This is a genomic window from Streptomyces sp. NPDC018000 (genome assembly GCF_044328025.1).
Taxonomy (GTDB): domain Bacteria; phylum Actinomycetota; class Actinomycetes; order Streptomycetales; family Streptomycetaceae; genus Streptomyces.
Genome location: NZ_JBIRGM010000001.1, coordinates 553,789 through 567,843, shown reverse-complemented (window position 1 = coordinate 567,843; position 14,055 = coordinate 553,789). Strand labels below are relative to the sequence as shown.

The 14,055-nt window shown below is 69.5% G+C and carries 13 protein-coding genes and 1 pseudogene; 8 read left to right on the top strand and 6 right to left on the bottom strand.

What is annotated here, in order from left to right; genetic code table 11:
• Nucleotides 1-71 precede the first annotated feature (71 nt).
• The gene (gene ychF, locus ACH4EW_RS02790) at nucleotides 72-1,160 is read right to left on the bottom strand and encodes a redox-regulated ATPase YchF (RefSeq protein ID WP_398250384.1); all 1,089 of its coding nucleotides are present in this window, start codon (nucleotides 1,158-1,160) and stop codon (nucleotides 72-74) included.
• 252 nt (nucleotides 1,161-1,412) lie between these two features.
• Here ychF and ACH4EW_RS02785 point away from each other — a divergent pair, with 252 nt between their 5' ends.
• Nucleotides 1,413-2,009, top strand: a complete 597-nt coding sequence (locus ACH4EW_RS02785; RefSeq protein ID WP_398250382.1) for a DUF6542 domain-containing protein — start codon at nucleotides 1,413-1,415, stop codon at nucleotides 2,007-2,009.
• A gap of 42 nt (nucleotides 2,010-2,051) precedes the next feature.
• Here ACH4EW_RS02785 and ppgK read toward each other — a convergent pair whose 3' ends face one another.
• Together ppgK and ACH4EW_RS02775 are read right to left on the bottom strand one after the other, a co-directional pair.
• A complete protein-coding gene (ppgK, locus tag ACH4EW_RS02780) occupies nucleotides 2,052-2,792 on the bottom strand; it encodes a polyphosphate--glucose phosphotransferase (protein WP_398250380.1) in 741 nt (246 codons plus the stop codon).
• Nucleotides 2,793-2,859: 67 nt separating this feature from the next.
• The gene (locus ACH4EW_RS02775) at nucleotides 2,860-3,849 is read right to left on the bottom strand and encodes a 4-hydroxy-3-methylbut-2-enyl diphosphate reductase (protein WP_398250378.1); all 990 of its coding nucleotides are present in this window, start codon (nucleotides 3,847-3,849) and stop codon (nucleotides 2,860-2,862) included.
• Between the two features lie 184 nt (nucleotides 3,850-4,033).
• Here ACH4EW_RS02775 and ACH4EW_RS02770 point away from each other — a divergent pair.
• From ACH4EW_RS02770 to ACH4EW_RS02755, 4 genes and pseudogenes are all read left to right on the top strand, one after another.
• Nucleotides 4,034-4,417 (top strand): annotated as a pseudogene (locus tag ACH4EW_RS02770) (amino acid permease); the annotation flags it as partial.
• 89 nt (nucleotides 4,418-4,506) lie between these two features.
• On the top strand, nucleotides 4,507-5,718 hold the full coding sequence (gene xseA, locus ACH4EW_RS02765; protein ID WP_398250376.1) for an exodeoxyribonuclease VII large subunit: 1,212 nt from the start codon (nucleotides 4,507-4,509) through the stop codon (nucleotides 5,716-5,718).
• A 107-nt stretch (nucleotides 5,719-5,825) separates the two neighbouring features.
• Nucleotides 5,826-6,092, top strand: coding sequence for an exodeoxyribonuclease VII small subunit (locus tag ACH4EW_RS02760; protein ID WP_398250374.1), 267 nt, complete (start codon nucleotides 5,826-5,828; stop codon nucleotides 6,090-6,092).
• A 188-nt stretch (nucleotides 6,093-6,280) separates the two neighbouring features.
• Complete coding sequence (locus ACH4EW_RS02755; protein ID WP_398250372.1) at nucleotides 6,281-6,871, top strand: malonic semialdehyde reductase; 591 nt, start codon at nucleotides 6,281-6,283, stop codon at nucleotides 6,869-6,871.
• 93 nt (nucleotides 6,872-6,964) lie between these two features.
• On the opposite strand, the gene ACH4EW_RS02750 is transcribed toward ACH4EW_RS02755, so the two are convergent.
• Nucleotides 6,965-7,483: a DUF4245 domain-containing protein gene (locus ACH4EW_RS02750; protein ID WP_398250370.1), complete on the bottom strand. Its 519-nt coding sequence runs from the start codon at nucleotides 7,481-7,483 to the stop codon at nucleotides 6,965-6,967.
• A gap of 142 nt (nucleotides 7,484-7,625) precedes the next feature.
• Here ACH4EW_RS02750 and glpX point away from each other — a divergent pair, with 142 nt between their 5' ends.
• Nucleotides 7,626-8,657: a class II fructose-bisphosphatase gene (gene glpX, locus ACH4EW_RS02745; RefSeq protein ID WP_398250368.1), complete on the top strand. Its 1,032-nt coding sequence runs from the start codon at nucleotides 7,626-7,628 to the stop codon at nucleotides 8,655-8,657.
• A gap of 120 nt (nucleotides 8,658-8,777) precedes the next feature.
• Here the strand turns inward: glpX and ACH4EW_RS02740 are convergent, their stop codons facing one another.
• On the bottom strand, nucleotides 8,778-9,161 hold the full coding sequence (locus ACH4EW_RS02740; protein WP_398250366.1) for a WhiB family transcriptional regulator: 384 nt from the start codon (nucleotides 9,159-9,161) through the stop codon (nucleotides 8,778-8,780).
• A gap of 164 nt (nucleotides 9,162-9,325) precedes the next feature.
• Nucleotides 9,326-9,988 carry a DUF1707 domain-containing protein gene (locus ACH4EW_RS02735; protein WP_398250364.1) on the bottom strand — a complete coding sequence of 221 codons (663 nt, stop codon included), beginning with the start codon at nucleotides 9,986-9,988 and terminating at the stop codon, nucleotides 9,326-9,328.
• A gap of 185 nt (nucleotides 9,989-10,173) precedes the next feature.
• Here ACH4EW_RS02735 and ACH4EW_RS02730 point away from each other — a divergent pair, with 185 nt between their 5' ends.
• Both ACH4EW_RS02730 and ACH4EW_RS02725 read left to right on the top strand, forming a co-directional pair.
• Nucleotides 10,174-11,841, top strand: a complete 1,668-nt coding sequence (locus ACH4EW_RS02730) for a fumarate hydratase (RefSeq protein ID WP_398250362.1) — start codon at nucleotides 10,174-10,176, stop codon at nucleotides 11,839-11,841.
• Nucleotides 11,842-12,634: 793 nt separating this feature from the next.
• Nucleotides 12,635-13,936, top strand: coding sequence for a M18 family aminopeptidase (locus tag ACH4EW_RS02725; RefSeq protein WP_398250360.1), 1,302 nt, complete (start codon nucleotides 12,635-12,637; stop codon nucleotides 13,934-13,936).
• Nucleotides 13,937-14,055 lie beyond the last annotated feature (119 nt).

The window sequence follows — 14,055 nt, the reverse complement described above, 5'->3', positions numbered from 1 at the left end:
CCCCTTCTGACTTGCATGTTCGCCTGACTCGCATGTTCGCCAAGGCGCCAACGTGGTGTTACTTCATCCGCTCAGACGTTGAAGCGGAACTCCACCACGTCCCCGTCCTGCATCACGTAGTCCTTGCCCTCCATGCGGGCCTTGCCCTTGGCGCGGGCCTCGGCGACCGAGCCCGTTTCGACCAGGTCCTCGAACGAGATGATCTCCGCCTTGATGAAGCCCTTCTGGAAGTCGGTGTGGATCACACCGGCCGCCTCGGGAGCCGTGGCGCCCTTCTTGATCGTCCAGGCTCGGGCTTCCTTCGGGCCTGCGGTGAGGTAGGTCTGCAGGCCCAGGGTGTCGAAGCCGACGCGGCCGAGGGTGGCGAGGCCGGGCTCCTCCTGGCCCATGGACTGGAGGAGCTCAAGGGCCTCGTCGTCGTCGAGCTCGATCAGCTCGGACTCGATCTTGGCGTTGAGGAAGATCGCCTCGGCGGGGGCGACCAGGGCGCGCTGCTCGTCCTTGAAGTCCTCGTCGACCAGCTCGTCCTCGTCGACGTTGAAGACGTAGAGGAAGGGCTTGGTGGTGAGGAGGTGCAGCTCGTGGAGGAGCTTGCCCTTCTCCGTGCCTGCGGTGATGCCCGCGGCGAAGAGGGTCTGGCCGGACTCGAGGATCTTCTGGGCCTCCTCGACCGCGGCGAGGACCGCCACCTTCTCCTTCTGGAGGCGGGACTCCTTCGTGAGGCGCGGTACGGCCTTCTCGACGGACTGGAGGTCGGCGAGGATCAGCTCGGTGTTGATCGTCTCGATGTCGTCCTTGGGCGAGACCTTGCCGTCGACGTGGACGACGTTCTCGTCCTTGAAGGCGCGGATGACCTGGCAGATCGCGTCGGACTCGCGGATGTTCGCGAGGAACTTGTTGCCCAGGCCCTCGCCCTCCGAAGCGCCTCGGACGATGCCGGCGATGTCGACGAAGTCGACGGTGGCCGGGAGCAGGCGCTGCGAGCCGAAGATCTCGGCCAGCTTGTTCAGGCGGGCGTCCGGGACGCCGACGACGCCCACGTTCGGCTCGATCGTGGCGAACGGATAGTTGGCCGCCAGCACGTCGTTCTTGGTCAGGGCGTTGAACAGGGTCGACTTGCCGACATTCGGCAGGCCGACGATTCCGATCGTGAGCGACACGTTGGCGACTTCCTGAAGAGTGAGGAGGAGAGAGAAGAAGGGGGAGAGGAGGCGGTGGGACGGGCGGAAATGCGTCGGGCCCGGGTGGGCCGATTCTCCAGTTTACGGGCGGGGTCAACCGGGTACCCACGGGTCCGATCGGGCGTCGATTCGGTTCCCGTTCGGCCGTGTGGCATCGAACTCACCCCCTAGGTCGCCCAAAGCGCGTGTCCCGCACCTGTTTCCTCCCGCTCGGCGACCTACGTTGTCCCGGTGGAGCAGCACAGGACACGTCCCCCGCAGCGCAGGCAGTCTCGTCAGGCCCCGCTGTCCCCGCAGGGCACCATCGACGAAGCCGCCGCCGTCTATCGGGTGATGGACGCGAAGCCGGAGGGCCGGTCCCGGCCGGTGCCACCCGCCGTTCTCGCTCTACGCAGGCTGCCGAATCCCCGGCTGACCGGCATCGGTGCGGGGCTCTTCGCCGCCGCTTCCATGTTCGTACTGGCGTGCCTCGACCAACTGCTCCTCGACGGTTCATCGACCGTGTTCGGGGTGCTGTTCCTGCCGGTCAGCGCGCTGACCGCGCTATGGGTGCGGCCTGCGGACCTGGTGACCGCGCCGATCATCGTGCCGATCGCATTCGCCGTCGGCGTCATCCCGATCTCCGGTGGCACCGGCGGCCTCGGCGGCCAGACCATGGCGCTCGTCACGGCACTTGCCGTACATGCCGGGTGGCTGTACGGCGGAACGCTCATCGCCGGGCTCATCGCGACCGTACGGAAGGTACGGCTGATGCGGCAGAGGCAACGTCAGCGTCGGATGCTGCTCGCCGCGCGGCCCGCGCAGCCGCCCCGTCGCCCCCAGCGCTGACCGGGGGCCGCAGGGCGGGGCAGCCGGGCAGCCGGGTGGACCCTACGCCCTGTCCGCCGCAGCCATCGCCGCTCCCACGATGCCCGCGTTGTTCTGCAGCTCCGCCGGCACCATCTCGGCCCGTACGTGCTCGATCAGCGGCAGGAACTTGTCAGCCTTGCGGCTGACTCCGCCGCCGATGATGAAGAGCTCGGGCGAGAACAGCATCTCCACATGGGTCAGGTACTTCTGTACCCGGTGCGCCCAGTGGTGCCAGCTCAGGCCCTCGTCCTCCTTGGCCTTGGTGGAAGCGTTCTTCTCCGCCTCGTGACCGTTCAGCTCCAGGTGGCCCAGCTCGGTGTTGGGTACAAGCTTGCCGTCGATGAAGAGGGCGCTGCCGATGCCCGTACCGAGCGTCAGTACGATCACCGTCCCCGTGCGTCCGCGCCCCGCGCCGAACGACATCTCCGCGATACCGGCCGCGTCGGCGTCGTTCAGGACGGTGACGGGCAGGCCGAGTCTGTCGCCGAGCAGTCCGCGGGCGTCCGTGTCGATCCATCCCCTGTCGACATTGGCCGCGGTGCGGGTGCAGCCGTCGGTGACAACGCCCGGGAAGGTGATGCCCACCGGGCCCGACCAGTCGAAATGACCGACCACCTCGGCCACGCAATCGGCCACGCCCGAGGGCGTGGCCGGGTGCGGTGTCAGAACTTTGTGGCGCTCCTGCGCCAGGTCTCCGCGGTCCAGGTCCACAGGGGCGCCCTTGATCCCGGATCCGCCGATGTCCACGCCGAAGATCTGCATGCAGTCCACGGTACGGGCAGGTGGCCCGGCTCACTTCCCGGAACGGAAAGCCGTCGGCGCGAAGCCGTCACTTCTCCACAAGCGCCGCGGCCTCGGCGCGCAGGTCACGGCGGAGTTCCTTGGGCAGCGAGAACGTGATCGACTCCTCGGCCGCCTTCACGATCTCCACGTCCTCGAAACCACGCTCCGAGAGCCACGCCAGGACTCCGTCGACCAGGACCTCGGGCACGGATGCGCCCGAGGTGACGCCGACCGTGGAGACGCCGTCCAGCCAGGCCTCGTCGATTTCGTCGGCGAAGTCGACCAGATGGGCGTCGTTGGCACCGGCGCCGAGGGCGACCTCGACCAGGCGGACCGAGTTGGAGGAGTTCTTGGAGCCGACGACGATCACGAGGTCGGCGTCCGCGCCCATCTGCTTCACGGCGATCTGGCGGTTCTGCGTGGCGTAGCAGATGTCGTCGCTGGGCGGCGAGACCAGGAGCGGGAACTTCTCCTTGAGCGCGCCGACGGTCTCCATCGTCTCGTCGACGGAGAGCGTGGTCTGGGAGAGCCAGACGACCTTCGACGGGTCACGCACCTCGACATCGGCGACGTCCTCGGGGCCGTCGACCACCGTGATGTGCTCGGGGGCCTCGCCGGAAGTGCCGATGACCTCCTCATGGCCCTCGTGGCCGATCAGAAGGATGTCGAAGTCGTCCTGTGCGAAGCGGACGGCTTCCTTGTGGACCTTGGTGACCAGGGGGCAGGTCGCGTCGATCGTGGCGAGCTTCCGCTCTGCCGCCTCCCGGTGCACGGTCGGCGCGACGCCGTGTGCGGAGAACATCACGATCGAGCCCTCGGGGACCTCCGCCGTCTGATCGACGAAGATCGCGCCCTTCTTCTCCAGGGTCTGTACGACGTACTTGTTGTGGACGATCTCGTGGCGCACGTACACCGGGGAGCCGTACTGCTCCAGGGCTTTCTCCACGGCGATCACGGCACGGTCCACGCCCGCGCAGTAGCCACGGGGAGCGGCGAGGAGGACGCGGCGGGGTGTCGTAGCAGTCATGCGTCCCATCGTAAGGCCGCGCCGAACGCGCAGAAGATCGGCGGGGTCGCGAGACTGATGCGTACGCGATCGACGGAGGGTTCATGTCGGGGACCGGCAGCGGCGGCAGCGGCGGGGTCCCGCGGGCGAACGGGGCGCACCGGGAGGAAGGCGGTCTGCGGCGGACGCTCGGCTTCCGGGATCTGGTGGTCTACGGGCTCCCTCGCTGCTGTCCAAGGTCGACCCGCGGTCCGGGGTGCCGCGGATCGCGATCCTGCTCGCAGCGACGGTGACGCTGGTGGCGGCGGTGTGGGCGGCCCGGCGCGCCAACGGTCTCGACCGTCTGGTGTCGGTCGTCGGCATCGGTGCGCTGACCGCGTTCGTGCTGCTGCACGCTTCGGTGGTCGGCTGGTTCGCCGTACGTCGGATGGAGTGGCCGCCGAGCTGGTGGCGGCATGTGCTGGTGCCGGTGGTGGGTGCGGGGGTGCTGATCGCGGTGATCGTGGAGGCGACGGCGAGCGCTCAGGTGGTGGGGGTGTGCTGGCTGGGGGTGGGGCTGGTGGTGCTGGCGCTGCAGTGGGGGCGGCGCCAGGCCTGAGGGCGCAGTGGGGTCGGGGATTCCGGTGGCGGGGCGTGGCGGCTGTCGTGGGCGGCTGATTGTCGGTGGATGCGGATACGCTCGCTCGCATGGCTCTCCAAACGTCCGCGGAAGCTCCGCTGCCCGTCGGTGAGGTGTCGCGGCTCATCGGGGGGTGGATCGACCGTCTCGGCGCGGTCTGGGTCGAGGGGCAGATCACCCAGCTGTCGCGGCGGCCGGGTGCCGGCGTGGTGTTTCTGACGCTGCGCGACCCGTCGCAGGACATCTCGGTGAGCGTGACGTGCTTCCGCCAGGTCTTCGACCGGATCGCGGATGTCGTGACGGAGGGTGCGCGGGTCGTCGTCCTCGCCAAGCCCGAGTGGTACGCGCCGCGCGGCCAGCTGTCCCTGCGGGCCACGGAGATACGGCCGGTCGGCATCGGCGAGCTGCTGGTGCGCCTTGAGCGGCTGAAGAAGTCGCTGGCCGGGGAGGGGCTCTTCGCGCTCGACCGGAAGAAGCCGCTGCCGTTCCTGCCGCAGCTGATCGGACTGGTCTGTGGCCGGGCCTCGGCTGCCGAACGCGACGTCCTGGAGAACGCTCGGCGGCGGTGGCCCGCGGTGCGGTTCGAGGTGCGCAACACGGCGGTGCAGGGGGTGCACGCGGTGAATCAGGTCGTCCAGGCCGTCAAGGAGCTGGACGACCTCCCGGATGTCGATGTGATCGTCGTGGCGCGGGGCGGCGGCAGCGTGGAGGATCTGCTGCCGTTCTCGGACGAGCAGCTGATCCGTACGGTCGCCGCGTGCCGTACGCCGGTGGTGTCGGCGATCGGTCATGAGCCGGACTCCCCGCTGCTCGACCTGGTCGCGGATCTGCGTGCCTCCACTCCGACGGACGCGGCGAAGAAGGTCGTGCCCGATGTGGGCGAGGAGCTGGACCGGGTGCAGCAGCTGCGGGACCGTGCGCTGCGGACGGTACGGGGGCTGCTGGACCGGGAGGAGCGGGGGCTGGCTCATGCGCTGGGCCGGCCCGCGATGGAGCGTCCCCAGCGGATGGTGGACGAGCGTGCGTCGGAGATCGATGCGCTGATCGGGCGGGGCCGGCGGGTGCTGGGGCATCTGCTGGACCGGGCGGACTCGGAGCTCGCCCACACCCGGGCGCGAGTGGTCGCGTTGTCGCCCGCTGCGACGCTGGAGCGCGGGTATGCGGTGCTGCAGCGGGCGGACGGCCATGTGGTGCGGGCTCCCGCGGACGCGGGGGCGCCGGGCGATGTCCTTCGGGCGCGGGTGTCGGGGGGCGAGTTCGCGGTGCGGGTGGGTGAGTGAGCGAGCGGAGGTTCGATGCGGGGTGCGGACGGGCGGCCGCGGCGGCTCGAAGGTGATGACGGGCGAGGTCTCAGGCTCCTGATGGGCCGGAACGTAGGGTGGGACGCATGACGGACGACGGGACTACGACAGCTGGTGCCGCGGGCACGCTCGGATACGAGCAGGCGCGTGACGAGCTGATCGAGGTGGTGCGCCGCCTGGAGACGGGCGGTACGACGCTGGAGGAGTCCCTCGCGCTGTGGGAGCGGGGCGAGGAGCTGGCGAAGGTGTGCCGGCACTGGCTGGAGGGCGCGCGTGCACGGCTGGACGCAGCCCTCGCGGGGCCGGCCGACGCCCAGGAGAACGGCGGCGACACGACAGCCGGCAACGGCTGAGGCCCCCGGCTTTCCCGGCTTTCCCGGCTTTCCCTGCTTCCCAGCCGCCCCGACTTCCCGGCACACAAGAGGCCCGAGCTGTGGAACTGATCACTCCACTCCGGTTTTAGTTGAAAATTAACCTAACTCTCCCGTACCGTGGTCGGCGTTGCTTGATCTCCATGCACGCCGGAAGGTAAAAACGCAAGATGTCCCTCGTTCTTGACCCCGCCGCCCAGGACCTCCTCTTCCGTGAGGCCCGCACCGCCAACACCTTCACCGACGAGCCGGTGACCGAGGAGCAGGTCCAGGCGATCTACGACCTGGTCAAGTACGGCCCCACCGCGTTCAACCAGTCGCCGCTGCGCGTCGTCCTGGTCCGCTCCGACGACGCCCGTGCGCGCCTCGTCAAGCACATGGCCGAGGGCAACCAGCCGAAGACCTCGACCGCCCCCCTGGTCGCCATCCTGGTCGCCGACAACGAGTTCCACGAGGAGCTCCCGGCCCTGATGCCGCACTTCCCGAAGGCCAAGGACGCGTTCTTCTCCGAGCGCCCGGTCCGCGAGTCGTCCGCCGCGCTCAACGCCGCACTGCAGGCCGCGTACTTCATCATCGGTGTCCGTGCCGCCGGCCTGGCCGCGGGCCCGATGACCGGCTACGACGCCGCGGGCATCGAGAAGGAGTTCCTGGACGGCGACCACAAGCTGCTGATGGTCGTCAACATCGGCAAGCCGGGCGAGGACGCCTGGTTCCCGCGTCTGCCGCGCCTCGCCTACGACGAGGTCGTCACGACCGTCTGATCGTCTCCGCACGTACGGAGAAGGCCCCGGAGCATCATGTGCTGCTCCGGGGCCTTCTCCGTATGTCGCGTGCCGGTGTGTCGCGTACGACGATCAGGACGACTTGAGCGCGGCCGCCATCTCCGCCAGCCGCTCCGGCGAGGCGGAACCCGTGACCACCGTGGTCGCACCCTTGTCCTGGCGCACGAGGGCGTCGTACTTCTCGCCCTTCCAGCTCTGCCAGGTCTCGCCCGCGATCTGCTGCGTACGCCCGGTGTTCTTGGCGTTCTGGCTGACCTCGGTCACATACTTCTTCGCCGAGGACGTGGACTGCTCCACCGCGACGTACTTGCCCTCCGGGTCCAGGAAGCCCAGGTGCCAGCTGTCACCGGCCTCGCGGTCGTAACTGACCGAGGTCGGCTTCCACTCCTTGGCCAGTCCGTCCGGGGCGGCCACCGGGTACGGCGCCGCGCGCCGCGCCGTCTGGAGCTCCACCCGGTAGTCGATCGCCTTCACCGGGTTGGCGTTCTCGTCGTGCGGAATGAAAATGTAAAAAGCCCCTGCCACAGCGGAGATCACCGCCATCGACAGGAACATGTCCCGCACTGTCTGCTTGCCTCGCTTGCTAGCCACGGGTCCATGGTCGCATTAGGCCCGACGGGCCCGACCCGCGGGCAGCCCGCTCATACGTGACCCGGTCTGCTCATTTTGTCGACCTGACGATAGAGTCACAGCACCCTCTTCCGGTCGTCGTCGTACAGAAAGGTGCGCTCCGATGTCCGAGCATCATCTGCCGTCTCAGCTCGAGGTCTCCCCGGAGGCCCCCGACCGCAACCTCGCCCTGGAGCTGGTCCGGGTCACCGAGGCCGCCGCCATGGCAGCAGGTCGCTGGGTCGGCCGCGGCGACAAGATCGGCGCCGACGGCGCCGCCGTGAAGGCCATGCGGACCCTCGTCTCCACCGTCTCGATGAACGGCGTCGTCGTCATCGGCGAGGGCGAGAAGGACGAAGCCCCCATGCTGTTCAACGGCGAGCACGTCGGTGACGGCACCGGTCCCGAGGTCGACATCGCCGTGGACCCGATCGACGGTACGACCCTGAACGCCAAGGGCATGCCGAACGCGATCGCCGTGCTGGCCGCCGCCGACCGCGGCGCCATGTTCGACCCGTCCGCGGTCTTCTACATGGACAAGCTGGTCACCGGCCCCGAGGCCGCCGACTTCGTCGACATCAATGCGCCCGTCTCGGTGAACATCCGCCGTGTCGCGAAGGCGAAGAACTCCGCCCCCGAGGACGTCACCGTCGTCGTCCTCGACCGCCCCCGCCACGACGGGATCGTCAAGGAGATCCGGGAGACCGGCGCCCGGATCAAGTTCATCACCGACGGCGACGTCGCGGGCTCGATCATGGCCGCCCGCGAGGGGACCGGCGTCGACCTGCTGATGGGCATCGGCGGCACCCCCGAGGGCATCATCTCGGCCTGCGCCATAAAGTGCCTCGGCGGTGTCATCCAGGGCAAGCTCTGGCCGAAGGACGAGGCCGAGCGGCAGCGCGCGCTGGACGCCGGGCACGACCTGGACCGTGTCCTGTCCACCGACGACCTGGTCAGCGGCGACAACGTGTTCTTCGTCGCGACCGGCATCACGGACGGTGAGCTGATGCGTGGCGTGCGGTACCGCGCGGAGACGGCGACCACCGAGTCGATCGTCATGCGGTCCAAGTCCGGCACCATCCGGAAGATCGACTCGACCCACCGGCTGTCGAAGCTGCGTGCCTACAGCGCGATCGACTTCGACCGCGCGAAGTAGGTCCTGTCCCCGAGGTTCGGGGAGCAGAACGCGAAGAGGCGCCCCCGTGTGCGGTGGGGGCGCCTCTTCGCGTGAACGGACGCGGGTGCCGGTTCAGGCACCCCCGCCGGACGGTGACGGTCAGCCCGCCGCGGCTATGCGGCTCGTCGCGGCGGAGGATGCGGATGATGCCTTGAGCTCCATCTCGCGCCGTCTGCGACGGGCGAGCACCACCCGGCGTTCGGCGGCGGTGAGGCCGCCCCACACCCCGTACGGCTCCGGCTGCACGAGGGCGTGTTCCTGGCATTCGACCATCACCGGGCAGCGCGCGCAGACCCGCTTCGCGGACTCCTCGCGCGCGAGCCTGGCAGCAGTCGGCTCCTTCGACGGGGCGAAGAACAGCCCGGCTTCGTCCCGGTGGCACACCGCCTCCGAGTGCCAGGGGCCGGCCTGGTCCTCCCGCGCGGGGATGCGCTGGGGCGGGACGGCGGCGGCCTGCAGCGGCTGATGCGGCAGTTGCAGCACGGTCTACTCCTGACGACGGCTTCGCGAGCGAGAGACGATGCAGCACTCCCTACCCGCTGTACGCGCGCCTATGCACTGAGTGGCGCCTGGTTCCGGGCTGCGGAATTGCGACAGGTCAGGAATATGGCTTGTTCTCGAAGGCCACCACGGATAACGGACAGCCCTTAGCCGAGGTATTTGCGCAGCCGGTCCTGGAGATCCGCAATGAACTTCCCTCGCTTGGGCTTCGCCTCGACGCTGCCGAACACCGAATAGCCGTTGACAACCACCACTGGCGCTTCGGGGTCCGCGGATTCCAGTGTGGCGACTTCGAAATTACCGAAGACGCCCGTGCCACTGCCGCGCAGCGAGATGTTCTCGGGGACCTTGATCTCGACGCTGCCGAAGACGGAGGTCGCATTGATCACCGTGAGCCTCTGGCCGAAAAGCGCCTCGGTCAGATCGACCTCCACGCTGCCGAAGAGCGCAAAGGCGTTCGTACGGCCGCCGACCCGCCAACGGCCCTTGCGGGTGGAGCTGCTGAAGATCGCCACCAGGTTCTCGGCCGGGCCCGCGGGGCTCTCGTGAACGAAGGCGCCGGGCTCGGCGGCGGGGCGGGAGGCGCCCCGGGCGGCGGGCAGGTCCCGCACCAGCGGCTCCAGTTCGCCGATGGTCTTGGCGCGGTAGACCGCATCGACCCGCTCGGCATGTTCCTCGGCGGTGAGCCGGCCCTCGGCCATGGCCTCGCGCAGGATGTCGGCGATCCGGTCGCGGTCCGCGTCGGAGGCGCGGATACCGGTCGGCTCCGCCGGGGCTACGGGCTGCTGAGGGTGCTTTTCGAGGTCCACCGACCCAGGGTACCCAAACGCGATAGATCGCGACTAGTCCTTGCGGCGTCTCCGCCGTGTCGCCCCCGTGCGGGCGCCGAACTGAGCCCTACCTCACAGCTTCGGTGTCCGCACGGCGTTCTACCCTGGTGGGTGCGCTGCCCAAGGAAGGCCAGCCGCCGTCTGCCGAGTGAGGAATGGCCGTAATGCCAGAGTTTGCGTACTCCGATCTGCTCCCCCTGGGAGAGGACACCACGCCGTACCGTCTGGTGACCTCCGAGGGCGTCTCCACCTTCGAGGCCGACGGTCGTACGTTCCTCAAGGTCGCCCCGGAGGCACTGCGCACCCTCGCCGCCGAAGCCATGCACGACATCTCGCACTATCTGCGCCCCGCCCACCTGGCGCAGCTGCGGCGGATCGTGGACGACCCCGAGGCGTCGTCCAACGACAAGTTCGTCGCGCTCGACCTGCTGAAGAACGCGAACATCGCCGCCGCGGGCGTCCTGCCGATGTGCCAGGACACCGGCACCGCGATCGTCATGGGCAAGCGCGGGCAGAACGTACTGACCGAGGGCGGTGACGAAGAGGCCCTGTCGCACGGCATCTTCGACGCGTACACCAAGCTCAACCTCCGCTATTCGCAGATGGCTCCGCTCACCATGTGGGAGGAGAAGAACACCGGCTCGAATCTGCCCGCGCAGATCGAGCTGTACGCCACCGACGGCGGCGCCTACAAATTCCTCTTCATGGCAAAGGGCGGCGGCTCGGCCAACAAGTCGTTCCTTTTCCAGGAGACGAAGGCCGTGCTGAACGAGGCCTCCATGATGAAGTTCCTGGAGGAGAAGATCCGTTCGCTGGGTACGGCCGCCTGCCCGCCGTACCACTTGGCGATCGTCGTCGGCGGTACGTCGGCCGAGTTCGCGCTGAAGACCGCGAAGTACGCCTCCGCGCACTACCTGGACGAGCTGCCCGCCGAGGGCTCCCCCACCGGTCACGGCTTCCGTGACAAGGAGCTGGAGGAGAAGGTCTTCGAGCTGACGCAGAAGATCGGTATCGGCGCGCAGTTCGGCGGCAAGTACTTCTGCCACGACGTACGTGTCGTCCGCCTCCCCCGCCACGGCGCCTCGCTGCCCGTCGCGATCGCCGTGTCCTGCTCGGCGGACCGCCAGGCCACCGCGAAGATCACCGCCGAGGGCGTCTTCCTGGAGCAGTTGGAGAAGGACCCGGCCCGCTTCCTGCCGGACACCACGGACGAGCACCTCGAAGAGGCGGGTAACGTCGTCAGGATCGACCTGAACCGGCCGATGGACGAGATCCTCGCCGAGCTGACCAAGTACCCGGTCAAGACCCGGCTCTCGCTGACCGGACCGCTGGTCGTGGCCCGCGACATCGCACACGCCAAGATCAAGGAGCGGCTGGACGCGGGCGAGGAGATGCCGCAGTACCTGAAGGACCACCCGGTCTACTACGCGGGCCCGGCGAAGACGCCCGAGGGGTACGCCTCCGGCTCCTTCGGCCCGACGACGGCCGGCCGTATGGACAGCTATGTCGCGCAGTTCCAGGCGGCGGGCGGCTCCAAGGTGATGCTGGCCAAGGGCAACCGGTCCAAGCAGGTCACTGACGCGTGCGACGCGCACGGCGGTTTCTACCTCGGCTCGATCGGCGGACCGGCGGCGCGCCTCGCGCAGGACTGCATCAAGAAGGTCGAGGTCGTCGAGTACGAGGAGCTCGGCATGGAAGCGGTCTGGAAGATCGAGGTCGAGGACTTCCCCGCGTTCATCGTCGTCGACGACAAGGGCAACGACTTCTTCACCGAGCCCGCCCCGGCACCGACGTTCACCAGCATTCCGGTGCGGGGTCCGGGTCTCACCTGACGGTCCGAGAGCCTGAGGGACTCAGAGCCTGAGGGCCTCGGAGCCTGTCGGGCGGCCTCTGATCGAAGGTCACCCGACAGGCTCTCAGGCGTGCCGAGGCACGACAAGTACGGCCCCGCGGGGGCGTTCCGGCCGCATTCCATCGGCCGGGGCGCCCCCGCGGGCCGTTCTCGCTTCCCCGGCAGGCCCGATGCCGCGACCGGACAGCCGAGTTGGGCCCGGCTGTTGCTGCCCAGCTGCTCGGGGACCCTCCGCACGTGCTCGGCGACGCTGTGGCGGCTCATCCGCTCGGCGAGCGCCGTTGTCGATTCGCGCGGCGGCAGGTGAGGTGAGGGTTCGCTTACAACGGAATTCAGCCAATTTGGAGGCGCGCCCGTGCGGGGCCGACGGGCGCGGGCGGTGTCCGGAAACGGGGTGCCGCGGGTCCCGGTTCTCCGCAGCGCCTCTCCTGACGCCCGTGGCACGGGCCCCGGACACCCCGGGCCACCTCGGACCCGGGCGCCGGGGAGCCGGTCCGGCACCGCCGCTTTCACGCAGCGGGCCGCACCGCGGACTTGCGCTGTGCCGGGCAGCTGCGGTGGGTTGTCAAACGTCCCTGAAGTGCTCCGCCGACCCGGGACATCGGGAAGCAGTCCTGGGGAACCGGGAAACGGTCCCGGAAAACCGGCAGACCGTCCTCGGGAACCAGAAAACAGCCGCCACCCCACTCCGGACACCGCACCGCGCCCAGCGGCGCGGCGCGGGTCCACCCACCCTCCCCCTCACCGTCGAACACCGGAAAGGCGGACGCCGTATGACGCCGCTTCCCCACCGCAGCCACGCCGACGACCTGTTGTCCTTCATCAGTGCCAGCCCTTCCCCGTACCACGCGGTGGCGAGCGCCGCCCAGTGCCTGGAAAAGGCCGGCTTCTGTGAACTGCGTGGCACGGACGACTGGACGGGCACGACCGGCGGCAGCTTCGTCGTCCGCGGCGGTGCCCTGATCGCCTGGTACGTCCCCGAGGGCGCACCCGCGCACACCCCCTTCCGGATCGTCGGCACACACACGGACTCCCCGAATCTGCGGGTCAAACCCACCCCCGACACCGGATCCGCGGGCTGGCGGCAGATCGCCGTGGAGATTTACGGCGGCGTTCCGCTGAACACCTGGCTCGACCGCGACCTGGGCATCTCGGGGCGGCTCGCGCTGCGCGGCCGGGGCGGCGGGGTCGCGTCCCGTCTCATCCGGATCGACGAACCGCTGTTGCGGGTGCCCCAGTTGGCCATCCATCTGGACCGTACGGTCAATGAGGGGCTCTCCCTCGACCGGCAGCGCCATCTCGCCCCGCTGTGGGCGCTCGGGGCTCCCGAGGAGGGCGCGCTGCTGGGCCGGGTCGCGGCGGCCGCGGAAGTGGACCGGGACGACGTCCTCGGCTGGGATCTGATGCTCCATGACATCCAGCCGCCCGGATATCTCGGCGCGGACCGGGAGTTCGTGGTGTCCGCGCGGCTGGACAACCTGGTGTCGGTGCATGCGGGCGTCACGGCCCTGACGGGTGCGGCGACCGCGTCCGAGGTTCCCTCGTACATCCCCGTCCTGGCGGCCTTCGACCACGAGGAGGTCGGCAGCGGTTCGGAGACGGGCGCGCAGAGCCCCCTGCTGGAACGGGTCCTCGGCCGTTCGGTCACCGCGCGCGGCGGCAGCTCCGAGGACTTCTCCCGCGCCCTGTCCGGCGCCTTCTGCATCTCCGCCGACATGGCGCACGCGGTGCACCCCAACTACGCGGAACGGCACGATCCGGGCCACCACCCGCTGCCCAACGGCGGCCCCGCGATCAAGGTCAACGTCAATCAGCGGTACGCCACCGACAGCACCGGCATGGCGGTGTTCGCGGCGGCGTGCGAGCGTGCGGGTGCGCCGTGGCAGCCGTTCGTCTCCAACAACGCGATGCCGTGCGGCACGTCGATCGGCCCGCTCACCGCGGCCCGGCTGGGTGTCCCGACGGTCGACGTGGGGGTGCCCGGGCTGTCCATGCACTCGGCGCGCGAGCTGTGCGGGGCCGACGATCCCGGTCATCTGGCTGCCGTCCTGGGCGCGTTCGTGACGTCCGGCTGACGCACGGGCCGGGGGCGGGGGGGGGGGCGCCCCCCCCCCCCCCCCCCCCCCCCCCCCCCCCCCGGGGGGGGGGGGCCCCCCCCCCCCGCGCGCGGCCCGCGCCCCCCCGCCGCGGCACC